This is a genomic window from Agromyces aerolatus (assembly GCF_031432255.1).
Lineage (GTDB): Bacteria > Actinomycetota > Actinomycetes > Actinomycetales > Microbacteriaceae > Agromyces.
Map to the genome: position 1 here is coordinate 1 of NZ_JAVKGQ010000026.1, position 24,900 is coordinate 24,900.

Consider the following 24,900-nt stretch of genomic DNA (forward strand, 5'->3'; position numbering starts at 1 on the left):
CTTCCTCATCCTCGCGGGATGCGGCAGGAACAGACTGACAGTCGTAGGAATCGCCGACGGTCCCGGTGGATGGGATGGCGCCGAGTTCGACGATCCGGTCGGTGTAGACCATCGCGGTGTAGCTTCGGCGTGAGGGTGGACCGATGAAGAACCGGAGGAGGCCGCCGCCCCCACAGCTCTTGCCGAATGACCGATCAGGTCAACGCCAGAGCATGGGCTCGGTCGGGCGACGTCAATGGATATCGGATGGCTGAGGCCTATCTGAACGGTCCGTCTCGGAACGAATACTTTGAGTTCATCATGCAGAACCAGAATGGGAACACCATTGTCCGTGGATAGGGCCGCAACGCGGAGGCGCCATCTCGCGATCGGCGTCGCGGCGGCAATCCTGATCGTTGGACTCAGCGGTTGCTCCGTGGGAAGCTCGGATCCGAAGTTTACGCCGCCGATGATCTGGGACGCGGACATGTCTTACCTGCCAGGGGAGCGAGTTCCTGATCACATCAGTCTCGAGCTGCAGGATGACAGCGAAGCGCGGGTCACGAACTTTCCCCGGGGTCGTTCTGTGCAGGATGACGACGGCCACTATTGCATCGCAGGTTCAGCGAGCGAGCGGTACACAGGCGACGCAACTTGGCAGGCGAGGACTCGAGGATCCTTTTTTGTCGAGTTCGAGGACTCCAAGATCTTGGTGTCTGCGAGTGCGCGATTCGGCGAGATGGACTGGACGTTAGTGCGGTTCGTTGCCTGCGAAACCGAACAAGAGTGGGACCTCGGGTATGTGTGTGGTGACTCGGGCTACGGCGCCGACGATCGAGAACCGCCGGTATTCCGCGATGAATGTCTATCCAGTGACTAGATTCCGGCTTTGCGCACTTCTGTACCTACGATGAAGCACTTGAGGGGTGGTTCAGCCCGGTGCTCCAGTCACTCGTCGATTCTCACGGCGACGGGACAGTGAGTTTCGTCGTCCTCGACCCGGCGCCTGAGTAATATCGCGAGTTCTACACTTCGTTTCCGGCCTTTCGCACGCGGGCGCACGATATCGGCGAATCGCATTGGCACCATGTCTCGTTCTGGGAAGGCGGCCTCGCGACCGGAGCTCCCAATCACACCGCAGACGTGTTCGCCATCACGGGAAGCTCGGGGCGGTGGGCGGTATGGGGGCAGCGGTCGTGGGACTTGGGCATCCTGCTGTCCGATAGCGAGGATGGCCCGTGGAAGAACGCCGGCGTGGAGTTCCTTTCGATCGAAGAAGCGCTGGAGTATTGGGTGGAGCCCACGCTCGGACCGGACTCGAAAGACGTGCACAGACCTTCCTGAGAAACGCACGGGAGCGCGGGAAGGGCGCTGAAGCCGGACGCAAGGACGGACCTTGAGGATTCATCTAGGGCAGCGACAGTCAACGGAACGGTCTGCTATCCGTCGGATGTTGGGCAGGAAGTGCTCCGGATCAGGGACAGGTAGGAACGTGGCGGCCCTCGGTCGTCCAGCGTGGCGCGAGTCGCCCCGCTCGCCTTGCTCTGGCGCCGAAGCGGGGCGCAGCTACATGATGGCTTGGTGCTGACACCCCTCCTGCTCGGTTTGGCAAGCATTGCCGTCGGGCTGATTTGTCTCATCAAGCCCCAGGTCGTGAGCAAGATCAATACGGCGACGAGGACACGGGTCCTCGGCTGGCTTGACCCGACTGCGAAGAAGCCGGCGCCGCTCTGGGGGTACCGGCTCATGGGCGTGATCGGAGTCCTCCTTGGATGCGGGTTCCTGTTCATTGCATGGTCGATTCAGTTCACAAATGTGCGCGTGTACCCATGAGGCATTCGAGGAGCCCGCGAGCCGTCGCGCGGGGTCAGCGCCTTCGGCCGACAATATGACAATATGAGGACCTTCCGTGTTCAAGTGCTCCTGCGGCTGGTTGCCTGTCACCGTTCCGCGCGATCTCGACGTGGCGAGGAGTGGGTATACCTGAGGAAGGAGCAAGCTTGAATCACAGAGAATCCGGTGACGGATGATACGTCGGTCGCTGTCCTGGACCCCGTTCTCGGCGTACACCGGCTTCGCCTTTGCGTTCGCGTGTGCAGTGGCGTTGGGGGTTGTGGCCGTCTACCTTGCGCGCGACGGGGTGATGGGCATATATGCGCTGTACCTTGCCCCGCTCTACCTGATCGCGTTCTCCGTGGTGGCAGAAGCGGTCGTCATCGTGTGGGTGCTCATGCGGCCCCGGTTGCAGCACCTCGAGTGGCGTTTGCGCGCTGCGCTGGTGGCGGCGCTCGCCGCCCTCGGGGGAGCGCCGATCGGATATGCGTGCTGGTGGGTCTTCGAGTTCCGGGCGCCTCCCGTGTGGTTCGGCGCGTTGGCTGCTCTCGTGTCCGCCACAGCATTCTGGTGGTACGCGGCGCGCTACGAGTTCGAACACTCCCACGAGCGAGAAGCCCAACCGTGAATGCGAACGTGGCGTAGTGGTTCGGCCCGACGGTTCAGACCGGAAGCCATACCCGAAATGCGTACACAATTGAAGGAAGGGACGCATGGTGGCTCTACTGCACTGGAGTTGCGTGTGACAACCGCAGCCCCATCTCGGCGAATCGCGGCGATCGTGACTGCGATCGCCGTACTGGGGACGCTCGCCGGCTGCTGGAACGCTCACGCGTATCTCGTCGAACCGCCGATCCCGCAACCCGGTGACCTCGTCGGGGCATGGGTGAATTCAGACGACGGTGGGCGGATCGACTTCCACGCGGATGAAACGTGTCGGCTCAGCGGCATACCCACCGGCGCGCTGAAATTAGAGCCAGCAGGGGCTGATGGGAAACCGATCGGGATGCCGATCGACACGGCAGCGTGCACCTGGCGCGTGGCCGACAACCGTGCGGCCATTCATCTCAGCTGGGAGGGCCGGGGCACCACGCTTGTCGTCCTCCGTCACGATGGCACCGAGATCGGGTTCTCCCTTGGCGATCCTGATACGGGGGACTTGTACCCACTGGAAAAGCGGCCGCGCTTGCGATCCGGAGCAGAGCTGGGAGCTCGGCTACGTGTGCGGTGATTCAGGGTATGGCCCCGCGCATGACACCTTCCCCGGATTTGGCGTGGGGTGTCGGGCTGAGGACTGACCCAGCCCGTCGGCCAGCGCGGATCAGCGTGCGGTCCGCGAGGCCGGCCCTCCGGTCTGGCGGTCGTCGGCCGGGACGTCGCGCCGGGTCGCGGAGGCGGAGCGGCCCCAGCCGGCGTGGGCGGTGACCTTGCGGAGGATGGGCTGGGAGCGGTACGGGATCGGGGTGGCGACCGTGAAGGTCGACGTGGTCTTGCGGACGCCCTCGATCGCGACGATGTCGGTGGTGAGGCTCTGCAGCGCCTCGAGCGAGGTGAGCGCCACGTGCACGAGCAGGTCCTCGCGGCCCGCCTGAATGCGCACCTCGAGCACCTCGGGCAGGTTCGCCAGCCCCGCTACGACCCGGTCGAGCACCCGCTGATCGATCTCCACCGTGATCAGGGCGTGCACGCTCAGACCGGCCGCCCGCAGGTCGATCATGGGCCGGAACCCCTGGAAGACGCCCTCGTCCTCGAGCCGCTTGAGGCGTTGCTGCACGGTCGCGCGGCTGACCCCGAGCGCTCCGGCGAGCTCGGCGACGCCCGCACGGGCGGTCTGAGCGAGCCGCTCGAGGATCTCGACATCGAGTCGGTCGATGCTGGTCACGGCGCATAGCTCCTGTCGGTCGAACCCGGATGATCTATACAGAACGTACAGTAGACCACGAAGTTCTTGACACCCCTGACCACGACCAGGACGATGTGGTGAACTATCTGCCACTTCGCCGGACATGCCTCACCACCCCGCAGGCATGGCTCTCAGGAGGACGAGATGTCGACGACGACCGACTCACCAGCCCGGTCCGCCGAACGCCCGCATGACCGACGCCCACCGGCGCAACGCTCAGCGGACACCGCACCGGCGACCATTCCCACTCACCACCTCGTCGTGCGGCTCGCACGTGCGGGCACCATCTCCCTGCTCTCCGTGACCTCGGTGCTCCACCGGCGCGGAATCGAGGTGGCCTCCGCGCACTGGCGCACCCTGCGCACAGGCGGCGCGAGCTGGACCGCGACGGTCCTCGCCACCGAGGCGCAGGCCCGCACCGCCGTCGCGTCGCTGCGCAACCTCGTCGACGTCGTCGACGCGGAGCTCGGTGCGGTCTCCGACCGCGCCGCATCCGACCGCATCGTATTGGCCTCGTGATGCGAGAGTCACGGATGTCTCGGACGACCGAGTTGCTCGCCCCCGAGCTGACCCCTGAGCTGACCCCCGAGCTCTCCCCCATCCGGTTCATCGACGCCGACGGCGAGCTCACGCCCGCCGGGCGCCAGCACCGGTTCGACGTCGACCTCGCGCGCGACCTGTACCGGGACATGGTGCTCGCCCGAGCCCTCGACCGCGAGGCCGTGTCTCTGCAGCGACAGGGCGAGCTGGGTCTCTGGCTCCAGTGCGAAGGCCAGGAGGCGGCGCAGGTCGGCTCGGTCAAGGCCCTCGCCGATCGCGACCACATCTTCCCGAGCTACCGGGAGCACGCGGTCGGCCTCGTCCGCGGCCTCACCCCCGGTGAGCTCCTCGCCCAGTGGCGCGGGGTGGCCCACGCCGGGTGGGACCCGTTCGAGCACAACCTCCACTTCTACTCGCTCGTCCTCGGCACGCAGGCGCTGCACGCCGCCGGGTACGCGCTCGGCTGCCGGCTCGAAGGCTCGGATGTCGTCACCGTGGCCTACTTCGGTGACGGCGCGGCCAGCCAGGGCGACGTGAACGAGGCGTTCAACTGGGCCGCCACCATGGAGCTCCCGCTGCTGTTCATCTGCCAGAACAACCAGTGGGCGATCTCCACGCCCACGAGCAAGCAGTCCGGCACCCCGCTCCACCAGCGCGCGGCCGGGTTCGGGCTGCGGTCGTGGTGGGTCGACGGCAACGACGCGCTGGCCATGCACGCCGTCACGCGTGAGGCCGTCGAGAGCGTCCGCGCGGGCCAGGGCCCGGCCCTCATCGAGGCGGAGACCTACCGGATCGGCGGCCACAGCACCTCCGACGACCCCAAGCGCTACCGCACGCCGGACGAGCTCGAGGCCTGGACGCATCGCGATCCGATCCGGCGTCTGCGCCGGGTCCTCGAACGCGGCAGAGTGGACGACGCCTGGTTCGCGGAGACCGACGCGGCCGCGGCGGCGCTCGCCGTCCGCACGCGTGAGGAATGCAAGGCGCTCGCCGCGCCCGACCTCGCCGACCTCTTCGCCGAGGTCTACGCCGACCCGCACCCGGTCGAGCGCGAGCGGAGCGAGTACGAGGCATTCGTCCGGCTGGTCGAGGGGGAGCGCTGATGGTCGTCGCCACCCTCGGGAAGGCCCTCAACCTCGCCATGCGCGACGCCATGCGCGCCGACGACCGCGTCGTCGTGCTCGGCGAGGACGTCGGAGTGCTCGGCGGCGTGTTCCGCGTCACCGACGGGCTCACCGACGAGTTCGGCCCGCGTCGTGTCTTCGACACGCCGCTCGCCGAGTCGGGCATCGTCGGCACCGCGATCGGGCTCGCGCTGCGCGGGTTCCGGCCGGTGTGCGAGATCCAGTTCGATGGATTCGTCTATCCGGCGTTCGATCAGATCGTGAGCCAGCTCGCGAAGATGCGGGCGCGATCCCGTGGCCGCGTCGCGCTCCCCCTGGTCATCCGCATCCCGGCCGGAGGCGGCATCGGGGCGGTCGAGCACCACAGCGAGTCCAACGAGGCGTACTTCGCGCACACCGCGGGCCTGCGCGTCGTCTCATGCTCGAACCCGCCGGACGCGTACCGTCTGCTCCGCTCCGCGATCGAGAGCAACGACCCCGTGGTGTTCTTCGAGCCCAAACGCCGCTACTGGGACAAGGGCGAGGTCGACCTCGACGCGCGGCCCGCCGCGCTCGACCGCGCCCTCGTGCTGCGCACGGGACGCGACTGCACCCTGATCGCGCACGGGCCAAGCGTGAAGGTCGCGCTCGCCGCGGCCGAGGCCGCGCACGAGGACGGCGTCTCGGTCGGCGTCGTGGATCTCCGGTCGCTCGCGCCGCTCGACGTCGACACGCTCCGCAGATGCGTCGCCCAGACGGGACGGGCCGTGGTCGTGCACGAGGCCTCGACGTTCCTCGGCATCGGTGCCGAGATCGCCGCGGCCGTCACCGAGGGCTGCTTCTTCGAGCTGAAGGCGCCGGTGCTGCGCGTCGGCGGCTACAACCTGCCCTACCCGCCCGCGAAGGTCGAGGAGGAGTTCCTCCCCGGCGTCGACCGGGTGCTCGCGGCCATCGACCACTCCATCAACTTCGGAAGGACCCCCGTCGATGTCTGAGCCCCAGGTCTTCGTGCTCCCCGACGTCGGCGAGGGCCTCACCGAGGCCGAGATCGTCAGCTGGCGCGTCAAGGTCGGCGATACCGTCGACGTGAACGACGCGCTGTGCGAGGTCGAGACGGCGAAGTCGGTCGTCGAGCTGCCCTCGCCGTTCGCCGGGGTCGTCGTCGAGCGGCACGGCGACGAGGGGGAGACGCTCGCCGTGGGTGTCCCGCTCATCAGCATCGCGCAGGCTGTGCCTGCCTCGGCCGAGGCGGCTGTTCCCACCGAGGCATCCGCCGCGCCCCGCGAGGAAGAATCTGACGCGGCGCCGCTCGTGCTCGTCGGCTCCGGGCCGACCGAGGCCGGAGGCCGGCGGATCCGGTTGCGCCGGCCCGCGGGGCCCGACTTCGAGCGTCCCCGAACGGGGACGTCGACGTCACCGGATGACGTGCGCATCCCCGTCAAGGGCGTGCGCAAGGCCACTGCCGAGGCCATGGTCCGCTCGGCGACGACCGCGCCGCACGCGAGCATGTGGCTGGACGTCGACGTGACGCGCACCACCGAGCTCATCGGCCGGCTCAAGGCGGACCGCGAGTGGGCGGGCGTCCGCATCAGCCCGCTGCTGCTCATCGCGCGCATGGTCGCGCTCGCGGTCGCGCGGTATCCCGAGATCAACGCGTCCTGGGACGACGAGTCACGCGAGATCGTGCTGCACCGCACGCTCAATCTCGGGATCGCCGCGGCGACCCCGCGCGGGCTGCTCGTGCCGAACCTCAAGGACGCCGGGTCGCTGAGCCTGCGCGAGCTGGCCGACGCGCTCGCCGAACTGGTCGATCGGGCCCGCGCGGGCACGCTCACCCCCGCCGAGCTCTCCGGCGGGACCCTCACCCTGACCAACGTCGGCGTCTTCGGGATGGAGGGTGCGACCCCGATCCTCAACCCGCCGGAGGCGGCGATCCTGGCCCTCGGCGCGATCGCCCCGAGGCCCTGGGTGGTCGACGGCGAGCTGCGGGTGCGCGACGTCATGACGCTCTCGATCTCGATCGACCATCGCCTCGTCGACGGCGAGCTGGGCGCCTCGGTGCTGCAGCACATCGCGCGCCTCCTCAACGATCCCGGCCGCGCGCTGCTGGGGTAGCGCGGCGCTCGGCCGAGGGGGCTTCGCCGCGCAGCACCATGGCGACGCCCACGCCGCTGAGCGCGAGGCCGACCAGCGACACGGCGGTGAACGGCTCGCCGAAGAGCAGCACTCCGCCGATCGTCGTCGTCGGCACGACGAGGAAGAGCAGCGCGTTCAGCGCCGTCACGTCGATGCGTCGCAGCAGGAACCAGTACAGGCCGTAGGCTGCAAGGGTCGGCACGAGCGCGAGGAACGCGACCGTCGTCCAGAAGCCGGGGTCGGCCGGCGGCGCGGCCTGGCCGGTCACGAGCGCGATCGGGAGCATGACGATCGCGGTCACGCTCGTGTGCACGGCGAGCATGACGGTCACGGGCACGGCGGGTGCGGCCCGCCGCTCGACGAGCGTGCCGGCGACGAGGCTGGCGACGGCCGCGGCCGGCAGGAGGTAGGCGAGCGCGGGCGCCTCGCTCGAGGTGAGGTCGTTGGCGACCAGCGCCACGACGCCGGCGAACGCGACCCCGAGGCCGAACCACTGCAGGCGCCGGACGGCGAGGCCGAGCAGTGGGCCGACGAGTGTCGCGATCACCAGCGGCTGGATCGCATCGACCAGTGAGGTGGTGCCGGTGCTCACGCCGAGCGCGATCGCGCCGTAGACCGGCAGCACGTACCCCGCCTGCGAGAACAGGCCGACCGTGCTGTGGTGCAGCAGCTCGCGCAGCGACATCCGGGTCTCGAGTCGCGCCACCCACACGGCGACCCACAGCGCGACCGCGACGGTCGCGTAGCGCCACAGGATCAGCGTGATGACGGATGCCTCGCCGGCGCCGAGTTTCGCGCTCCAGAACCCGGCGCTCCAGCTGAGGACGAAGCCCGCTCCCGCGAGCATGACCGGCCAGCCCCCCGGAATGCCGTTCCAGGGTATACCGATCTGTGTACTCATGGCCTCGACTATACAGATCGGTATAGTCGACGCGGTAGAGTCGAGGCATGGCCGACACCATGACCCCCGGCGCGCGACGCGTCCTCGACGCCGCCGCGGACCTGTTCTACGAGCGGGGCATCCACGCGGTCGGGGTCGACACGATCGCGGCTGCCGCCGGCGTCACGAAGAAGACGCTCTACGACCGCTTCGGCTCGAAGGACGCCCTGGTCGTCGCGTATCTGCGCGAGCGCGACGAGCGATGGCGGATGCTCCTCGAGGAGCGGCTCCGCCGGTCGACGGCTGCGCCGGCAGAACGGATCCTCCTCGTCTTCGACGCCGCCGAGGACTGGATGACCGCTCGCGGATCGCGCGGCTGCAGCGCGATCAACGCGCGCGCCGAGGTCCCCGACCCGGAGCATCCGATCGCCGTCGAGGTCTCCAGGCAGAAAGCCGGGCTGCTCGAGGTGCTGCACTCGCTCGCGACCGAAGCCGGCGTCGCCGATGCTGGCCAGCTGGCCAGGATGCTGCTCCTCGTCCTCGACGGTGCCTTCGCGTCGACCGGTGTCCAGACCATGGCGTCACCGTTCAGCACGGCCCGCGCCGCGGCCGCCATCCTCGTCGCGGCGGCCGGCTGACCTGCGGCTGCGGCCATGCTGCGGAATCGCTGGACGGTGGGCGTGCAGCGATTGGTCACGGATTGTTTGCTCCGTATTCGTGTTGTCTCCCTACGGTCGGGCCGATCCCTTTCCGATACCGAAGGACAGCTGTGCCTCAGTCACGACTTCGGCGGTTCACGGGAACGATTGCGACGGCCACCGCGTGCGCCGTCGGACTCGCCCTGCTGACCGCCCCGCCCGCGCACGCCGCGTCGCAGACGTCGCCCCTGCTCATCACCGAGATCGCCGCCGACAACGTGGGTGCCGACCACTTCGAGTACTTCGAAGTGCACAACACCACGCCCGACGCGATCAACCTCGCTGCGTCGGGCATCGAGTTCTCCTACGTCACGCGCGAGACCACCGATCTCAGCATCGGGACGAAGCTCGCGGTCGAGGGCGACGTCACCATCGCCGGCGGCGAGACCGCGGTGCTGTGGCTGAGCTACCGGGCCGAGTCGGGCTCGCCCGACTCGTTCCAGTACACGGTCGACGACTTCCGCCAGCACTTCGGCATGGACCAGACGACGCAGATCGCGCGGATCACGGGCCAGCCCGGCATGGCCAACGGCGGCTCGCGTGCGGTGCGCGTCGCCCAGGGCGACCAGCTGCTGTCGTACTCGTTCTACCCGACCGGGTCGATGGGGCAGGACCTCGTCACGCACTTCCGGCTGCCCGCCGACCCGGCGGCGCTCAATATGGACGTGCTCGCGCAGCTCGCACCGCCTTCGCCCGGCGTCATCGACCCGGCACAGCTCACCCCGACCGAGCCCGAGCCCGAGCCGCTCCCCGAGCCAGGCCCCGCCTCGAGCTGGCCGCTCATGGTCACCGAGATCACGCCGGACAACGTCAGCCACGACCACTTCGAGTTCTTCGAGGTCGCCAACACCACCAATGAGCCGATCGACCTCGCGGCCGGCGGATACTCCTTCGCGTACAGCTACGTGAACACGCCCGACCGCACCCGGGACATCCCGCTCGTGGTCGCCGACGAGACGCTCGTCATCGAGCCGCGGGAGACCATCGTCTTCTGGCTGAGCTACACCGCGGGGAGCGTCGACTCCTCGGCGAAGACCGAGGCCGACTTCCGCGCGCACTTCGGCATGACCTCCGACGCGCGCATCGTGCGCGTGAGCGGCCAGAACGGCATCGCGAACGGCGGCGACCGCGGCATCCGCGTGCTGCAGGGCGACCAGATCGTCAGCTGGTCGCATGTGCCGGCCGGCGGCGTCGGCCAGGATCTGAGCGCGAACTTCCGCATCCCCGGAGACGTGAACACCAAGGGCATGCAGGTGCTCGAGACGCTCGCCACGCCGACGCCCGGCATAGTCGCGGCCGAGGCGTTCACGGCGCCGCCGTTCAGCCCCGAGCCCGACCCCACGATCGTCACCTCGCGCCTGCAGGTGACCGAGCTGATGCCCGACACGAACAATGTCGGCGGAGCCGACGCCTACGAGTTCATCGAGGTCTACAACGCGACGAGCGAGCCGATCGACTTCGCGGACTACACGGTCAACTACCTGCACATGACCGGTGCCGAGGTGCTGTGGCCGGCGCAGCCGGCGGACATCGTCATCCCCGGCGGCGGCACGCTCGTGCTCTGGATCAAGAACGGGGCCAACACCCACCTCACGGCCGCCGACTTCAACGCCGAGTTCGGTACCGACCTGACGCTCGGCGAGGACCTCGCCGAGATTTCCTCGGGCGGCATGGCCAACGGCAGCCCGCGCGGCATCGAGATCATGACGAACACCGGGTTCACGGTGAACCAGGCGCAGTACAACATGGTCGCCGGCGTCGATGACACGTTCCCCGACCGGAGCATCCGCTATGGCATCGACGCGGCCGACCAGACCGTGCAGCGACTGCTCGGACTCGATACTCCGACGCCCGGCCGGGTGCAGGCCGATCAGGTGCCTTCGGGCCTCATGATCGAGGCATCCGACACAACCCTGCCCGTCGTCGAGGACCGCAACGCGGCCGAGATCGACCCGACCGTCGACTTCGTCCCGGCGTTCCACATCACCGACGACGTCCAGGTACGGACCGTCACCATGACGCTCACCAACGACGTCGACCCGGGCGCGCGCGTGCTGAACCTGACCCCCGCCGAGGGCGACGTGTACCGTCACCGGGTGCACTGGGTCGACCTCGCCGGCAAGGCCTGGTTCGAGTACACGCTCGAGGTGAGCGACGGCACGAACACCTACGTCAGCGAGCCGCGGCGACTGCCGGTCGCCGGGGTCGACACCGACCCGGTCCGGTTCAACCTCGACGAGGGGCAGTTCGTCTCGGGTGACACCCGGGTCGTCGCGACCTCGGACGCCTACCCGAACGAGCTCGAGCTCACGATCGACGGCGAGACCGTCGAGACCGAGCCCATGCTCGAGACGGCGCCGGTCTTCGCGTTCGAGGCGGAGCGGGTCGACAACTACTTCAAGAACGGGGTCAAGGTCGGCGACGACGTCCTGCAGATCTTCGAGAAGGGCATCTACGTCGGCTCGGAGACCATCGTCACGCCGATCCCCCTCGAGTACATCGTCGAAGGCCGCGAGCTCGTCGTGAGCATCTGGGCCGGCACGAAGGCCGCGCCCGAGATCGACCTCGAGGAGAACAATGACGACTTCGGTGCGTTCGACCCGAGGCTGATCCTGCCCGACGGCCGCACGCTCATCCCTGCGGGCTACGAGGGCGGGGTCCTCGAGATGGGCGACAGTGCCGGCAAGCTCGACTTCTACGAGGCCCGCTTCGAGCTGCCCGCCGACGCGTTCACGGGGCTGTCGCACACCTGGGAGACCGCTTCGGTCGAGGACGGTGCGCACACGCTCACCGCGACCGACCGCGAGCTGACCGCCACCCGCACGGTGCACGTCGACAACACCGCGCCGGTCGTGACCTCGTCGGTCGTCGACGGCACGCCGTATCAGGGGCCCATCCGGATCGAGGCCGACGTGGCGGACGCGGGCTCGGGCGTGGCATCCGCCACCGCGACGCTCGATGGCACCGCCATCGAGCTGCCGTACGAGACGTCCTCGCTCGACCTCGCACCCGGCGACCACGTCCTCGAGATCCTGGCCACCGACGTCGTCGGCAACTCGGACACGTACACGGCGACCTTCACGACCTACGACGAGTACCCCTCGGCCGGCATCATCGGGCCGCTCGAGGGCTCGGAGGTCGAGGCGGGCGACGTGACGTTGCAGGCCCGCGTCGAGGACCCGACCGGTGACACCCTCCAGGTGTCGTTCCGCGAGGGCCACCGGCTCGAGCTCGGCGACGGCGACGTGAAGTCCCATTCGGGCACGGTCTCCGACGCCGCGAGCACGGACCGCGGCCCGGCGCAGAGCCTGAGCCGGGACGAGGTGCAGACCCTCACCGGGGTCGACGGCCTCGCGACCGAGATCAGCTCCGACGAGCAGTTCCCGTTCCAGATGTTCGACGTGGATGTCCCGGCCGGCACCGCCGCCGACTCGCTCGTGCGGGTCGAATGGGCCGGCTCGGCCAACCCGGGCGCCCAGGTGATGCTCTACGCGCTCGACCCGTCAGGGTCGTCCTGGACCGAGATCGACCGGCACCTCACGGCCGGCACCGAGGCCGAGGCCTTCGGGCTCGACGGGGTCGTGGAAGCGGGCGCCTACGCCCGCGACGGCGTCGTGACGATCCTCGTCCAGCACTCCGAGGGCTTCGCCGGTGAGAACCTCACCGAACGCGACTCGCCCGTCGAGCCCGCGAACCCCGCCGACGTGCCGCGCTCGCAGTACGACTTCACCATCGGCTGGGAGTCGGACACGCAGTACTACAACGCGACGCACTACACCCACCAGGTGTCGATCCACGACTATCTGCTGGACCGTCGCGAGGAGATCAACCTGCAGTACGTCATCCACACCGGCGACATCGTCGACAACCACACGGTGCCGCAGCAGTGGACGAACGCCGACGCGCAGTACCTGCGCTTCGACAAGGCGGAACTGCCGTACGGCGTGCTCGCGGGCAACCACGACGTGGGCTACGAGGTGGACTACACCGCGTACGGGCAGGTCTTCGGCGAGGCGCGCTACGCGGACAACCCCTGGTACGGCGGCAGCTACGAGGACAACCGCGGTCACTACGACCTGATCTCGTCCGGCGGGATCGACTTCCTCATGCTCTACATGGGCTGGGGTCCCGCCGACGCCGAGCTCGCGTGGATGAACGAGGTGCTCGCGGCGCACCCCGAGCGCATCGCGATCATCAACCTGCACGAGAACGTGCTCCCGAGCGGTGGGCTCGGCCCGGTTCCGCAGCGGATCCAGGACGAGGTCGTCGCGCCGAACCCGAACGTGAAGATGGTGCTCTCGGGCCACTACCACGACGCGGCCACGCGCACCGACACGTTCGACGACGACGGCGACGGCGTCGCCGACCGCACGGTGTACTCGATGTTGTTCGACTACCAGGGTCTCCCGGAGGGCGGCCAGGGCTTCTTCCGGATGCTGCACTTCGACAACGAGACGCAGCAGATGCTGGTGCGCACGTACTCGCACTCGCTCGGCCAGTACAACTCGGACGACCCGACGCTCGCGGGGCCGCCCGAGGACCCGTACGCCGACCAGGAGTTCGAGATCTCGTACGCCCAGCTCGGCATCGCGCCGCAGACCCGGACGCTCGCGACCGACGCCTTCTCGGCCGAGATCCTGACGTCGAACGAGATCGCGGCCTTCGCGGATGTCCCGAGCGGCTCCGTGCTGACGGCCACCTGGCCGCTCACCGAGCTCGGCGAGCACGGCTGGTACGTGCAGTCAGCCGACCCGTTCGGTGCGGTGGACTACTCGGGCGTGAGCCGGTTCACCGTGATCCCCGCAGCGGAGGAGCCGGGCGAGCCGGGCGAGGAGCCGGGTGGTCCCGGCGAGGAGCCGGGTGGGCCTGGTGAGGAGCCGGGTGGGCCTGGCGGGCCGGGACAGCCGGGTGAGCCTGGCGGGCCGGGCACCGGCGGGCCGGGCGCGGCCAAGCCCGCCGGGACGGGGAGCGGCGGTGAGCTCGCCGACACCGGATCCCCGATCGACGCGGGTCTCGCATGGACCATCGGCGGCCTCGCCGCCCTGGTCATGGCGCTCGGCGCTCTGCTGATGCTCCGTACGCGGTCGAACCGCCGCGGCGAGGAGTCGCGACCGGTCGCGTAACCGGCGCGCACGACGGGAGGCCGTCGCGGGGTGGGTCGCACCGCCCCGCGGCGGGCTTCGGCATTTCCCGGCGAACAGCGCGGTTCTCTCGATTTCACTACCTAATCGCGTAATTCGCCGCTCGCACTGTCGTCCAGAGCCCGGCGCTGGTTCCACCCCTCGTCGAAACGCCGTGATTCCGGGTCGATTGGCGCGGAGAGGGTGGTCGCTCGGCCGTGCTTGCAATTATGCGGTGTTCTCGCGTAATGTTCCCACAACCCTTCCACCGTCCGAACAATGGAGTCCTGATGGCCTATTTCTCATCCCGCTTGCGTACGAGGGCGGCCAGTGTGCTCGCCGTCGCCGCCGCCGGTGCGCTACTGCTGTCCGCCTGCGGTCGCGCGGACGCCCCAGAGGCCGCGGCCGCCGCGATCGACGAAGCCCCGGCGACCGGGGTCGTCGACATCTGGGCGCCGAGCGGCGACGCGAACTATCTCGACACGCTGCTTGACGGCTTCCGTGCGGACAACCCCGAGGCCACGGTCAACGTGACCATCATCCCCACGAATGAATACCTCAGAAGATCCAAGCCGCCATCGCCTCGAATACGCTGCCTGATGTCGCGCTGGTGAAAGCGGACGGCAGTCTGCTGAGCGGCACGTGGTCGCCCGTTCCCGAGGACCTGCTCGACTTCGACGATTTCTTCCCGGGCACACTCGCGCTCGGGCAGATCGACGAGGTTCAGTACCTCGTGCCGTGGTACAACAATGTGCGCCTGGTGCTCTATCGGTCCGACTTCGCGGAAGCGGGCGGTGTCGAGGCGCCCGCGGACTGGGAGGACTGGGTGCCATTCCTGGAGGGCCTCCGCGCGGGGGGCGCGAACCAGCCGTTCGGAAGCGATGTGTCCTGGGGCACGGACACCGGTCTTTTCGTGTCTACCCTCGGGTTCAGTGCCGGGGCCGAGCTCGTCTCCGAGGACGGTGCAGAGTGGCAGGTGGACACGCCCGAGATGCGGGCGGCGTTCGAACAGTACCGTGAGCTCTTCCAGGACGGTCTCACGTCGCCGGACGGCCCGGTCTTCCTCGATCAGGTCGCCACGTTGATCTCCGGCGAGATCGGATCGCTGGTCACCGGTCCCTGGGTGCTGACCCAACTCGAGCAGGCGGCCGGTGCCGAGTGGGTGGATCAGCACCTCGGCGTATCCGTGCTTCCTGAAGGGCCGGCGGGGAGTATCGGTCTGCTCGTCGGCGGTGGCTGGACGGTCTCCGAGTCCTCGGAGAATCCAGATTCAGCCTGGAAGGTCATCCGCTATCTCGGGCAGGTCGACACCGAGCTGGAGCAGTACGCCGGCTTCGGCAGCCTCCCGCCTCGCACCTCGGCATGGGAAGAGGGCGAACTCACGAACGATCCGTTCCTCGAGCCGTTCTTCGAGCAGATGGCGACCGCTGCTCCGTCGCCCAGCATTTCGACCTGGGATCAGTTCACCAAGATGCTCGGCGGTCAGGCCGAGAAACTGATCCGCGGGGGTGTCTCTGTCGAGGAAGTCCTGGCCGAGGCGCAGTCGCTGGCGAACAGCATCGGCACCGGACGGTAATCGATGCTCGAGTCCTCTCAGCTCGCTCTCGGAGCGTCGCGGCAGCGGCGCTCCGAGAGGAGCCGTTCATCAGCGCGCCGGACCGCCCGCGCTGGCGTTACCGGGCACCAGAACCGAGCCGGCTGGCTCCTGAGCGCGCCCTTCATTGCGGTCTTCCTGATCTTCACGGCAGCCCCGATCGCGATCTCGCTCGTGATCGGATTCACGGACATGCGATCGTCAGACCTGCGCAACCCGTTCGCCGTAAGCTTCGTCGGACTCGCCAACTTCATCGATCTCTTCGCCGACCAACGCTTCCTTCGCTCGGTGCTGAACACCGCGATCTACGTCGGGGTCGGCGTGCCCATCACCCTGGTGATCGGCTTCCTCCTCGCGGTCGCGCTGAACACGGGCATCCCGAAATTCCGCCGGTTCTTCCGTGCCGCGTTCTACGTGCCTGTCGTCACGAACATCGTCGCCGTGGCGACGATCTGGCAGTACGCATTCAACGCCCGGGGCCCGGTCAACTCCTTCCTCGAGGCGTTCGGGATCACCGGACCGAACTGGCTCGGTGACGCGTCCTACGCGCTGCCGGTCCTGCTCGCGCTCGGCATCTGGCTGAACTTCGGCACGGCGATGATCCTGTACCTCGCGGGTCTGCAGGGGATCCCCGAGGACGTCTACGAGGCTGCCGCCCTGGACGGCGCGGGACGCTGGCGAACGCTCATCTCGATCACCTGGCCGATGCTGCGGCCGACGACGCTGCTCGTGTCGATCCTCTTGTCGATCTTCTTCCTCCAGGTCTTCGAGATCCCGTATCTCTTGACCGACGGAGGCCCGCTGAACGCGACCGTGACGCTTGGTCTCTTCACGTTCGATCAGTTCGGGTTCGGCAACCTCGGTCTGGCGGCGGCGTCCTCGTACGTCATGGTCCTGCTCGTCGCGGTGTTGAGCGTCGTGCAGTTCCGGCTCCTTAGAAACAAGGCAAGATGAGCGCAGTACCTCTGGCCCGCAAGCCCACGACGCGACTCCGAACGACAGCGCTCTACGCCGTACTGATCCTCGCCCTGCTGCCGGTGCTCGCTCCATTCCTCTGGGTGTTCGCCGGAGCGTTCCGGAGCACGGGCGAGATCCTCGCCGACCCGGGCGCGTGGTTCCCGATCAATCCGACACTCGAGAACTTCGCCACGCTGCTCGGAGCGGGCAACTTCTTGGGCTACGGCGTGAATTCCCTGCTGGTTGCGGCGGCGGTGGTCATCGGCAATGTGGCGTTCGCGTCCATGGTCGGGTATGCGCTGGCGAAGCTGAACTTCTCGGGGAAGAAGCTCGTGTTCGGCGCGATCCTCGCCTCGATGATGATCCCGTTCACGGCCATCTTCGTTCCGCAGTTCGTCGTCGTCGCCAAGCTCGGGCTCATCGACACTCTCGCGGGGATCGCGCTGCCGATGGTGGTCCTGCCCCTCCAGGTCTTCATCATGCGTCAGTTCGCGGAGTCTCTCCCGGACGAGCTGTTCGAGGCCGCCCGTCTGGATGGAGCGGGCGAGTTCCGGCTGTTCTCGACCATCTTCCTGCCGCTGTCGGGGCCCGCCATCGCGACACAGGCGCTGCTCGCCTTCCTCGCATCGTGGAACGGATTCCTGTGGCCCCTCATCGTCGCCCAGACCGCCGATCGCTACACCCTGCCGGTCGCGCTGTCCGCGATGAGCCAGGGGACGGAGACCATCAATTACGGCATCCTCCTCGCGGGCGCTGTGCTGGTGCTCTTGCCCGTCCTCCTGCTCTTCCTGGTACTGCAGAAGTACTTCATTCGGGGTATCGCCACCGTGGGACTCAAGTGATGCCGGTTCGGAGGTTCTGAGATGAACTCAGTAGGGCCGGTCGCCCCAGCGACGATGCGCCGTTTGAACACCGCGACGACCCTCCGTGAGCTCCACCGTCACCGCTCGGCGACGCTCACCGAGCTCACCGATCAGACCGGCCTCTCGCGACGAACCGTCGAGTTGATCCTCGAGGAGCTCGTGAGCAACGGCCAGGCCTCGGAGACCGCTCGGACGAAGTCCCACGGGGTCGGTCGCCCTGCACGGACCTTCGCGTTCGAAGCCCAGCATGCCTACGGCGTCGCCATTCAGGTGGGCCAGGACCGGGTCGATGCGATGCTGTGCGACCTCTACGGGCGGACGCTCGGGTCCTGGACGGAACGCGTGAGCGCAGGGACCACGCGATCGCAGCGGCTCGAAGGGGTTCGAGCGGCGGTGGAGTCGCTCTACCGCACCACGGGCATCGGTGACCGGAATGTCGCCGCCGTCACCGTTTCGACGATGGGTGTGGTCAACGACGAAGGCATCGTCGAACTGAAAGGTGCGGTGGGTGCCGCGGGCCCCGGCGTCGCCGACTGGTCGGGATTCTCGCTCTCAGAAGCGTTGGGCGGTCTCTTCCGCTGCCCGATCGTCGTGGAGAACGACGCCAAGCTCGCGGCGATCGGTGAGGGGTGGCGCGGCGGCGCTCAGGCGGCGACCGACTACGTCTACGTTCTGGCCGAGGGGCACCGGGTCGGCGTCGGTATCGTCGTCGGTGGCAAGCTGTACCGCGGATTGCACGGACAGGCGGGCGAGGTCTACTGGGCCCAGCCGTTCTTCAAGCTAGGAGACCCGATGGCGCCGAACCCGCTCCTCGCGCTCGATCTGCCCCACACCATCGACGGAATGCGGGCCCTCGACCTCGCGCAGAGAGCTCGAGTCGGCGATCACGAGGCCCTCGCGCACGTCCATGACCTCGCCGCCGCGCTCGCTCCAGGCGTGCACGCGATCGCGTGTCTGCTCTCGCCGCAGGTGCTTGTCGTCGGTGGCGCCTTCAGCGAGATCGGTCCCCCGCTCGCGGCAGCACTCGAACGAGAGTTCGCGGGGCGCACCAGCCCAGACACCCAGATCAAGCTCACCGAGCTGGGTGACAAGTCCGTTCTGCTGGGCGCGATGCGCACGTCGCTCGACCACATCGAGGAAGCGCTCTTCAGCCCGTCCTGATCACACAACGATCCCACCTCTTGAGGAGAGCCATGCCGTTCTTTGACCTGCCGTTGGACCAGCTTCGCGAGTATCGGCCAGTCGTCGCCGAGCCGGAAGACTTCGACGCGTTCTGGGCCACGACCCTTGCCGAGACCCGAGCGGTGGGCGGGGTGGTCGATTCCACCAGGGTCGATGCCGGCATGGTGATGGTCGACACCTACGACGTCAGCTTCCCGGGTTTCCGAGGTGAGCCCATCAAGGGTTGGCTCAACGTCCCCTCCGGCGAGCCGCGAGGGATGATCGTCGAGTACAACGGCTACGGAGGCGGCCGTGGACTGCCCCACGAACGGTTGCGCTGGGCGGCCGCCGGCTATGCGCACTTCTTCATGGACATCCGGGGACAGGGCAGCGCCTGGGGGAGCGGCGGGGAGACCCCTGATCAGGGCGTGATGCCTGCCTCGATACCGGGATTCATGACCCGCGGGATTCTCGACCCGAACCTGTACTACTTTCGTCGGCTCTACACGGATGCCGTGCGGGCCGTCGACGCCGTGCGGAGCCTCGACATCGTCCCGCCGACGGAGGTCACCGTTGTCGGGAGCAGCCAGGGCGGTGGGGTCGCGATCGCCGTCTCAGCACTCATCTCGGATCTGCGAGCCGCACTGCCGAGCGTCCCTTTCCTCTGCCACTTCGAGCGTGCGGTCGGGATGACCACCAGCGATCCCTACTCCGAGATCGTCCGGTACCTGTCCGTGCACCGTGGTGAGGAGGCTGCGGCCTTCACCACGCTTTCCTACTTCGACGCCGTCAATTTCGCGCGACGCGCGAAGGTGCCCGCGCTCTTCGCCGCTGCGCTAATGGACCCCGTCTGCCCGCCGTCGACGGTCTTTGCAGCTGCGAACGCCTGGAGCGGCCCCATGGACATGACGGTCTACCCGTTCAACGAGCACGAGGGCGGAGGCGAGCACCACTGGGTCGCACAGGAACGCTGGCTGCGAAGCACGCCCGCGCGCGGTTGACCACCGCGCGCCGAGGACCACCTGACGGTTGCGAAGGACATCATGAGTACGCCCAATATTCTCCTCGTGCTCGCGGACGATCTCGGATACTCCGACCTCGGCGCGTTCGGCGGCGAGATCGACACCCCGAACCTTGACGATCTCGCGACGCGGGGAATCCGGATGGATTCCTTTTACGTCACGCCTCGGTGCAGCCCGTCGCGTGCCGCGCTCCTGACCGGTCGCCAGCCGCATTCGGTCGGCATCGGCATCCTCACCCAAGACGACAGCCCGACCGGGTACGCCGGGTCGCTGTCCACGGCCGCGCCTACGCTTGCCGAGGTGTTGGAGCGGCGCGGGTACCTGACCGCCTTGGCGGGGAAGTGGCACTTGTCGTCCGACACGCAGACGCCGAACTCCACCTGGCCGACCCGCCGCGGATTCAGCCGCTTTCGCGGCATCCTTCCCGGATGCAGCAGCTACTACCAACCGGGGCTCTACGAGGGCGAGGAGCGGCTGGACCATGGTCAGCTCGCCGACGACTTCTATTTCACGGATGACGTGGCCGACACCGCGATCAACGTGGTGCGCGCAGCGGCGCAGCAGGCACGCCCCTTCTTTTTGTACTTGGCATACACCGCGCCGCACTGGCCCCTTCATGCCCCGGAAGCCGTGATCGCGAAGTATCGAGACCGATACCGGGCGGGTTGGGACGAATTACGGGCAGCGCGTCACGACCGTCAGCGCGCCATCGGTCTTGCTGCGGGAGCCCCTCGCTCGGCGGTGGATTCAGAGGTCCCGGCATGGTCAGGCGCGGCCCACCAGGAATGGGAGGTCGAGCGGATGGCCGTGTACGCGGCCCAGGTCGAGATCATGGATCGCGGAATCGGAAGAGTCCTGGAAGCGCTCAAGGAGAGCGGACAGCTCGACGATACCCTCGTCATCTTCTCGTCCGACAACGGCGCATGCGCGGAGGACCTGTACCCGGGGGCCGACTTCCTCCCCGAGGAGATCTGCCCGCGGATCACGCGTGCGGGAGACCCGGTTCAGATCGGAAATGATCCGAGGGTGCACCCTGGACCGGAGACCACGTACATGAGTTACGGACGTTCATGGGCGCATCTGTCGAACACGCCATTCCGGTTCTACAAGCGGTGGGTCCACGAGGGTGGCATCGCGTCACCGCTCATCGCATCTTGGCCGGCCGGCGGACTGTCGTCGGGCGCGATCGTCGAATCCCCCGCGCACCTGGTCGATGTGTTCCCCACGGTGATGGACGCGGTCGGACGGTTCGGCGACGGCGACGGCGACGGCGACGGCGACGGTCAGAGCCTCTTGCCCCTCTGGCGGAGGGTCTCGTCCGACGCCGGCGTCGAGCGCGACCTCTGCTGGGAGCACATCGGAAACGCCGCGATTCGACGTGGCCGCTGGAAACTCGTTCGGGAGGCGCTCAATGCATGGGAGCTCTACGACATCGAGCGCGATCGGGGGGAGACGATGGATCTGATCGATGACCACCCCGAGTTGGCACGCGATCTCGCGCGGGCGTGGGCCCAATGGGCGGAACGGAACGGCGTCATCCCGTGGGAACAGGTCCTCGCCGAGTACCGAGCGCGTGGTCGCTCCATCTGACCTGCGAACGTCACCCTGAGGAAGGTTCGCCGCTCGCGGTTTGCGGTTCACCGGAGGCGAGAGCCAGAACCGGAGCGGTGCCGAGATCCACGTCGGGGCTCAGGAGGTCTTCCTCGACATGATCCAGCGACCGCCGGATCGCTCCGGTGAGCACGGCGCGCTCGCCGAGATTCGACCCGACGATCGTCGAAGGGAGCGCGCGCCCGTCCGCCGTGAAGGACTCGGTCAACTCGGGGATCAAGAGATCGGAGATGCGGCTGAGGGATCCACCGAGGACGATGCGCTGTGGCGCGAGTACCCAGGAGAGGGCGGCGATCGCCGGCGCGAGAGAAGCCGCCAAACGCCGGACCTCTGCTCTGGCCGACGGATCGCCGGTGCGCGCCAGTGCGGCAACATCCTCGGTGCCCTCTGGGCGGGCTCGTGCCGGGTCGAGCAAGCCGCTCGTGACGTAGGGTGTCAAGCTCTCCGCGGTGAGCGCCCTCGCCCACACGATCTCGCCTGCGGCGCCGTCCTGTCCGCGATGGAGTCTGCCATCGATGATGACGCCCACGCCGAGACGACCGCCATCCGCTCTGACCCACACGAACGTCTCGTCCGAGGGCTCCGCCCCCGCGGTCCTCTCACCCACCGCCGCCAGCTTGGCGTCGTTCTCGACATGGATTGGACGCCCGAGGGTCTGTTCGAGCTCGTATGCGAGGTTGATGCCCGACCAGGTGGACTGACTACTCGGGAGGTCCACCTCGCCGCTGTCGCGAACGATCCCAGGTGTCGAAGCCGTGGCGGCGATCACCCACTCCGGCCGGACGTCGGCAGCGGAAAGCACCGCTCGCGTCATGTCGCTCACGAGCCTGAGCCGTTCGTCCCAGGTCACGCGGGCTGAGGTGCGCGTGCGGTCCTCGTGCATGGTGACGCCGACGAGGTCTGCGAGCGAGACCGCGACCGAGTCGACGTCCAGCTGGATCGCGAGCACGTACGCCGCGCGGGCGTTGAACCGGTAGTCACGCGCCGGCCGCCCGGCTGTCCGCGCGACGCTCGCGGCCGGCTCGATGATATCCACCCATCCCTGGGCTGCCAGCTCGGCGACGATCGCCTCCAGCGTTCGCCTCGAGATGCCGGTGCGGCGTATCAACGCCGACATCGAGGAGGATTCCGCGGCTCGCAACGCGCGCAACACCACGGACCTGTTGGTTCGCCGGATCGCGCTAGGGGACGCGCCCTTCATCGACACCTCCCTCGCGGCGGGCTGTCAGCCCAACGTTCTCAGCGTAGAAGACGAGCTGGAAATCGAGGGCTAGCTAATTTAGTAAACAACCCCCCATAATAGTCGACAGGTCGTCCACCGATGAGTGGGCGCCGCCTCGTGAACGAGGCTGAATGCAAAGGAATCGCGCCTTGAGTCTTGACCGTGCTGCCAATGTCGCCCTCATCGGTTGTGGCAACATCTCCCGCCGATACGCCGAAGGAATCGCAAGGTTCCCCGAGCTGCAACTCCGTGCCTGCGCCGATGCCGTACCGGCTGCGGCGTCCCGTTTGGCCGAGGAACTCGGAATCACGGCCCACGGCACGATCGCTGAGCTCCTCGCGGACGGCGATATCGACATGGTCGTGAACATCACGCCGCCGCTCGTTCACGCTGAAGTCACCATCGCCGCACTCGAGGCCGGAAAACACGTCTACGTCGAGAAGCCCATCGCGGTGAGTCTTGATGACGCACTGCGTATGGAGCAGGTCGCGGCCCGCGAGGGTCGGCTGCTCGGGTCAGCACCCGACACCTTTCTCGGGTCCGCCGGACAGACCGCCCGCGCTGCCATCGACGACGGAAAGATCGGCGAGCCGCTCGCTGCACTCGCCTTCATCACCCACTCGCGAGCCGAACGGTGGCATCCCGACCCGACGTTCCTGTTCCAGCCCGGCGGGGGGCCTCTGCTGGACCTCGGGCCGTACTACGTCACGACATTGGTGAATCTGCTCGGCCCGATCGCGTCGGTGTCGGGCACCACGCGGATCGGCGCGAGGACGCGGCGCGTCACTGCTGCAGAACGCACGGTGGACACCATCGAGGCGACGACCACGACGCACGCCTCGGCGACTCTCGACTTCATGTCGGGTGCGGTCGGCACGCTCGTGGCGAGTTTCGACATCTGGGAGAGCCACCTGCCCAAGATTGAACTCTTCGGAACCGAGGGTGCGCTGACCCTGCCGGATCCGAATCAGTTCGACGGCCCCGTCACGGTTCGCCGGATCGATGACACGGAGTGGCGGGAGCTTGCCCCGGTCCTCCCCGTCGACGGCGAGCCCGACACTCCCTCGCAGTTCCTTCGAGGCCTCGGCGTCGCGGACCTGTGGCGCGCGTCGTTCGGAGCACCGCTTCGCGTCGGCAGCTCGCTCGCACGTCATGTGCTCGAGGTGCTCGATGGCATCGAACGATCGAGCGCCTCAGGCGAACGCATCGAGATCACCAGCCGCCCCGATCGCCCCGCGCCGCGCCGCGCCTGAGACAACTTGTGGAGCGCCGCTCCCGGAACAGAGGAACCCACGTGACGAGCACCGCACCCGCATACGGCGTTGACGCCATCACCTTCTACGACCCCGCCTTCTGGGGAGTGGCGAGCTACGACCAGATCCTCGAGATCGGGCAAGCCGATCCGAAGCGAATCTGGGAGACGATCTTCGACGCACTCGGTGCAGCGGGAGTGACTCATCTGGAGTTGACCTTCCCGCCCGCAGACTGGAGATCCGCGGTCGCGGCGTATGGGGCCGCCGCGGCTTTCGGCGAAGTGATCCGTGCGCGTGGAATCACCCTCAGTGGCGGTTTCATCATGGCGACGGAGTGGGGACACGGCGTCACCGCGGACCAGGCAGTGCAGGACGCGCTTCCGTACGTGGAGTTCCTTCAAGAGGTGGGCGGCGAGGTGCTCGTGGCCGGCCCACCTATGCGTCGTACCCGTGACGCACAGCCGCCGCTCTTCATCGATCTCGAGTACGCGAGCCGATTCGCCGACGTCGCACACCGAGTCGGCGACGCGGCGCTACGGCGTGGAGTCAAGCTCGCGCTCCACACCGAGGCCCACTCGATGTTCTGTACCCGGCGCGACATCAACCTGCTCCTTGCGCTCACAGATCCTGAGTACGTCTTCTTCTGTCCCGATACCGCCCACATCGTCCTTGCCGGCGGGGACCCGGTGCAGATCGTGGCCGACCATCTCGAGCGCGTCGCCATCGCGCACTGGAAAGATGCCGTCGGGCCCATGCCCGCCGGCATCCCGATCGAGGGGCAGGCGATTCACGACGAGCACCGCAAGTACATGACCAGCCTCGGGGCCGGCGCCGTGGACTGGGCCGCCTGGACCGAGCTTTACGATCGCAGCCCCGCGGCCTCGGTGCGCCTACTCGAACTGGACGCCGTACCCGACCCGATCGCTGAGATGCAGAAGGCCGTGAGGAGGCTGTCAGCATGACCATCCAAGTCACCGCTCCGGCCCGCACGATCCGCGCCGGATTCGTGGGGGGCGGCTTCATGG

Annotated in this window: 22 protein-coding genes; 19 read left to right on the forward strand and 3 right to left on the reverse strand. The window is 67.9% G+C overall.

Features of this window, described 5'->3' with window-relative positions:
- Positions 1 to 1,122 precede the first annotated feature (1,122 nt).
- The 4 genes from RH864_RS18685 to RH864_RS18700 all read left to right on the forward strand — a co-directional run bounded on the left by RH864_RS18685 (position 1,123) and on the right by RH864_RS18700 (position 3,043).
- Positions 1,123 to 1,323: a hypothetical protein gene (locus RH864_RS18685; protein ID WP_310519089.1), complete on the forward strand. Its 201-nt coding sequence runs from the start codon at positions 1,123 to 1,125 to the stop codon at positions 1,321 to 1,323.
- 237 nt (positions 1,324 to 1,560) lie between these two features.
- The gene (locus RH864_RS18690; RefSeq protein ID WP_310519090.1) at positions 1,561 to 1,812 is read left to right on the forward strand and encodes a hypothetical protein; all 252 of its coding nucleotides are present in this window, start codon (positions 1,561 to 1,563) and stop codon (positions 1,810 to 1,812) included.
- Positions 1,813 to 2,005: 193 nt separating this feature from the next.
- Positions 2,006 to 2,440 carry a hypothetical protein gene (locus RH864_RS18695; RefSeq protein ID WP_310519091.1) on the forward strand — a complete coding sequence of 145 codons (435 nt, stop codon included), beginning with the start codon at positions 2,006 to 2,008 and terminating at the stop codon, positions 2,438 to 2,440.
- A 153-nt stretch (positions 2,441 to 2,593) separates the two neighbouring features.
- Positions 2,594 to 3,043: a hypothetical protein gene (locus RH864_RS18700; RefSeq protein WP_310519092.1), complete on the forward strand. Its 450-nt coding sequence runs from the start codon at positions 2,594 to 2,596 to the stop codon at positions 3,041 to 3,043.
- Positions 3,044 to 3,133: 90 nt separating this feature from the next.
- On the opposite strand, the gene RH864_RS18705 is transcribed toward RH864_RS18700, so the two are convergent.
- Positions 3,134 to 3,694 (reverse strand): Lrp/AsnC family transcriptional regulator, encoded by a 561-nt coding sequence (locus RH864_RS18705; RefSeq protein WP_310519093.1) that lies wholly within the window; start codon positions 3,692 to 3,694, stop codon positions 3,134 to 3,136.
- Positions 3,695 to 3,976: 282 nt separating this feature from the next.
- Between RH864_RS18705 and RH864_RS18710 the strand changes: the two genes are divergently transcribed.
- The 4 genes from RH864_RS18710 to RH864_RS18725 are packed head-to-tail and all read left to right on the forward strand — an operon-like array spanning position 3,977 to position 7,473.
- Positions 3,977 to 4,234, forward strand: a complete 258-nt coding sequence (locus RH864_RS18710) for a hypothetical protein (protein ID WP_310519094.1) — start codon at positions 3,977 to 3,979, stop codon at positions 4,232 to 4,234.
- A 14-nt stretch (positions 4,235 to 4,248) separates the two neighbouring features.
- Positions 4,249 to 5,358 (forward strand): thiamine pyrophosphate-dependent dehydrogenase E1 component subunit alpha, encoded by a 1,110-nt coding sequence (locus RH864_RS18715; protein ID WP_310519095.1) that lies wholly within the window; start codon positions 4,249 to 4,251, stop codon positions 5,356 to 5,358.
- Positions 5,358 to 6,353, forward strand: coding sequence for an alpha-ketoacid dehydrogenase subunit beta (locus RH864_RS18720; RefSeq protein WP_310519096.1), 996 nt, complete (start codon positions 5,358 to 5,360; stop codon positions 6,351 to 6,353). The genes RH864_RS18715 and RH864_RS18720 overlap by 1 nt, the downstream gene beginning before the upstream one ends.
- Positions 6,346 to 7,473 carry a dihydrolipoamide acetyltransferase family protein gene (locus RH864_RS18725; protein WP_310519097.1) on the forward strand — a complete coding sequence of 376 codons (1,128 nt, stop codon included), beginning with the start codon at positions 6,346 to 6,348 and terminating at the stop codon, positions 7,471 to 7,473. Before RH864_RS18720 ends, RH864_RS18725 begins: the two co-directional genes overlap by 8 nt.
- Here RH864_RS18725 and RH864_RS18730 read toward each other — a convergent pair.
- Positions 7,442 to 8,395 (reverse strand): DMT family transporter, encoded by a 954-nt coding sequence (locus RH864_RS18730; protein WP_310519098.1) that lies wholly within the window; start codon positions 8,393 to 8,395, stop codon positions 7,442 to 7,444. The two genes, RH864_RS18725 and RH864_RS18730, sit on opposite strands and share 32 nt — an antisense overlap.
- 47 nt (positions 8,396 to 8,442) lie before the next feature.
- Here RH864_RS18730 and RH864_RS18735 point away from each other — a divergent pair, with 47 nt between their 5' ends.
- The 9 genes from RH864_RS18735 to RH864_RS18775 all read left to right on the forward strand — a co-directional run bounded on the left by RH864_RS18735 (position 8,443) and on the right by RH864_RS18775 (position 21,379).
- Complete coding sequence (locus RH864_RS18735) at positions 8,443 to 9,012, forward strand: TetR/AcrR family transcriptional regulator (protein ID WP_310519099.1); 570 nt, start codon at positions 8,443 to 8,445, stop codon at positions 9,010 to 9,012.
- 131 nt (positions 9,013 to 9,143) lie between these two features.
- Positions 9,144 to 14,195, forward strand: a complete 5,052-nt coding sequence (locus RH864_RS18740; RefSeq protein WP_310519100.1) for a metallophosphoesterase — start codon at positions 9,144 to 9,146, stop codon at positions 14,193 to 14,195.
- Between the two features lie 287 nt (positions 14,196 to 14,482).
- Positions 14,483 to 14,806 carry a hypothetical protein gene (locus RH864_RS18745; protein ID WP_310519101.1) on the forward strand — a complete coding sequence of 108 codons (324 nt, stop codon included), beginning with the start codon at positions 14,483 to 14,485 and terminating at the stop codon, positions 14,804 to 14,806.
- Positions 14,803 to 15,768, forward strand: a complete 966-nt coding sequence (locus RH864_RS18750; protein ID WP_310519102.1) for an extracellular solute-binding protein — start codon at positions 14,803 to 14,805, stop codon at positions 15,766 to 15,768. The genes RH864_RS18745 and RH864_RS18750 overlap by 4 nt, the downstream gene beginning before the upstream one ends.
- Before the next feature lie 210 nt (positions 15,769 to 15,978).
- A complete protein-coding gene (locus RH864_RS18755; RefSeq protein WP_310519103.1) occupies positions 15,979 to 16,740 on the forward strand; it encodes a carbohydrate ABC transporter permease in 762 nt (253 codons plus the stop codon).
- Positions 16,737 to 17,585 (forward strand): carbohydrate ABC transporter permease, encoded by an 849-nt coding sequence (locus RH864_RS18760; RefSeq protein WP_310519104.1) that lies wholly within the window; start codon positions 16,737 to 16,739, stop codon positions 17,583 to 17,585. Before RH864_RS18755 ends, RH864_RS18760 begins: the two co-directional genes overlap by 4 nt.
- Positions 17,586 to 17,876: 291 nt before the next feature.
- Positions 17,877 to 18,767: an ROK family protein gene (locus RH864_RS18765; protein WP_310519105.1), complete on the forward strand. Its 891-nt coding sequence runs from the start codon at positions 17,877 to 17,879 to the stop codon at positions 18,765 to 18,767.
- 32 nt (positions 18,768 to 18,799) lie between these two features.
- Entirely contained in the window at positions 18,800 to 19,768 is a 969-nt protein-coding gene (locus RH864_RS18770; RefSeq protein WP_310519106.1) for an acetylxylan esterase, read from the forward strand.
- Positions 19,769 to 19,810: 42 nt separating this feature from the next.
- Entirely contained in the window at positions 19,811 to 21,379 is a 1,569-nt protein-coding gene (locus tag RH864_RS18775; RefSeq protein WP_310519107.1) for an arylsulfatase, read from the forward strand.
- A 10-nt stretch (positions 21,380 to 21,389) separates the two neighbouring features.
- Here RH864_RS18775 and RH864_RS18780 read toward each other — a convergent pair whose 3' ends face one another.
- A complete protein-coding gene (locus tag RH864_RS18780) occupies positions 21,390 to 22,601 on the reverse strand; it encodes an ROK family transcriptional regulator (protein WP_310519108.1) in 1,212 nt (403 codons plus the stop codon).
- 152 nt (positions 22,602 to 22,753) lie between these two features.
- Between RH864_RS18780 and RH864_RS18785 the strand changes: the two genes are divergently transcribed.
- Together RH864_RS18785 and RH864_RS18790 are read left to right on the forward strand one after the other, a co-directional pair.
- On the forward strand, positions 22,754 to 23,875 hold the full coding sequence (locus tag RH864_RS18785) for a Gfo/Idh/MocA family protein (protein ID WP_310519109.1): 1,122 nt from the start codon (positions 22,754 to 22,756) through the stop codon (positions 23,873 to 23,875).
- A gap of 41 nt (positions 23,876 to 23,916) precedes the next feature.
- Positions 23,917 to 24,837: a sugar phosphate isomerase/epimerase family protein gene (locus RH864_RS18790; RefSeq protein ID WP_310519110.1), complete on the forward strand. Its 921-nt coding sequence runs from the start codon at positions 23,917 to 23,919 to the stop codon at positions 24,835 to 24,837.
- Positions 24,838 to 24,900: the final 63 nt, after the last annotated feature.

Excerpts from the sequence above, each read along its gene's own strand:
- RH864_RS18780 (WP_310519108.1), bottom strand. The coding sequence starts at position 22,601 with ATGAAGGGCGCGTCCCCTAGCGCGATCCGGCGAACCAACAGGTCCGTG.
- RH864_RS18775 (WP_310519107.1), top strand. The coding sequence starts at position 19,811 with ATGAGTACGCCCAATATTCTCCTCGTGCTCGCGGACGATCTCGGATAC.
- RH864_RS18760 (WP_310519104.1), top strand. The coding sequence starts at position 16,737 with ATGAGCGCAGTACCTCTGGCCCGCAAGCCCACGACGCGACTCCGAACG.
- RH864_RS18755 (WP_310519103.1), top strand. The coding sequence starts at position 15,979 with ATGCGATCGTCAGACCTGCGCAACCCGTTCGCCGTAAGCTTCGTCGGA.
- RH864_RS18730 (WP_310519098.1), bottom strand. The coding sequence starts at position 8,395 with ATGAGTACACAGATCGGTATACCCTGGAACGGCATTCCGGGGGGCTGG.
- RH864_RS18720 (WP_310519096.1), top strand. The coding sequence starts at position 5,358 with ATGGTCGTCGCCACCCTCGGGAAGGCCCTCAACCTCGCCATGCGCGAC.
- RH864_RS18745 (WP_310519101.1), top strand. The coding sequence starts at position 14,483 with ATGGCCTATTTCTCATCCCGCTTGCGTACGAGGGCGGCCAGTGTGCTC.
- RH864_RS18715 (WP_310519095.1), top strand. The coding sequence starts at position 4,249 with ATGTCTCGGACGACCGAGTTGCTCGCCCCCGAGCTGACCCCTGAGCTG.
- RH864_RS18770 (WP_310519106.1), top strand. The coding sequence starts at position 18,800 with ATGCCGTTCTTTGACCTGCCGTTGGACCAGCTTCGCGAGTATCGGCCA.
- RH864_RS18785 (WP_310519109.1), top strand. The coding sequence starts at position 22,754 with ATGCAAAGGAATCGCGCCTTGAGTCTTGACCGTGCTGCCAATGTCGCC.
- RH864_RS18725 (WP_310519097.1), top strand. The coding sequence starts at position 6,346 with ATGTCTGAGCCCCAGGTCTTCGTGCTCCCCGACGTCGGCGAGGGCCTC.
- RH864_RS18695 (WP_310519091.1), top strand. The coding sequence starts at position 2,006 with ATGATACGTCGGTCGCTGTCCTGGACCCCGTTCTCGGCGTACACCGGC.
- RH864_RS18735 (WP_310519099.1), top strand. The coding sequence starts at position 8,443 with ATGGCCGACACCATGACCCCCGGCGCGCGACGCGTCCTCGACGCCGCC.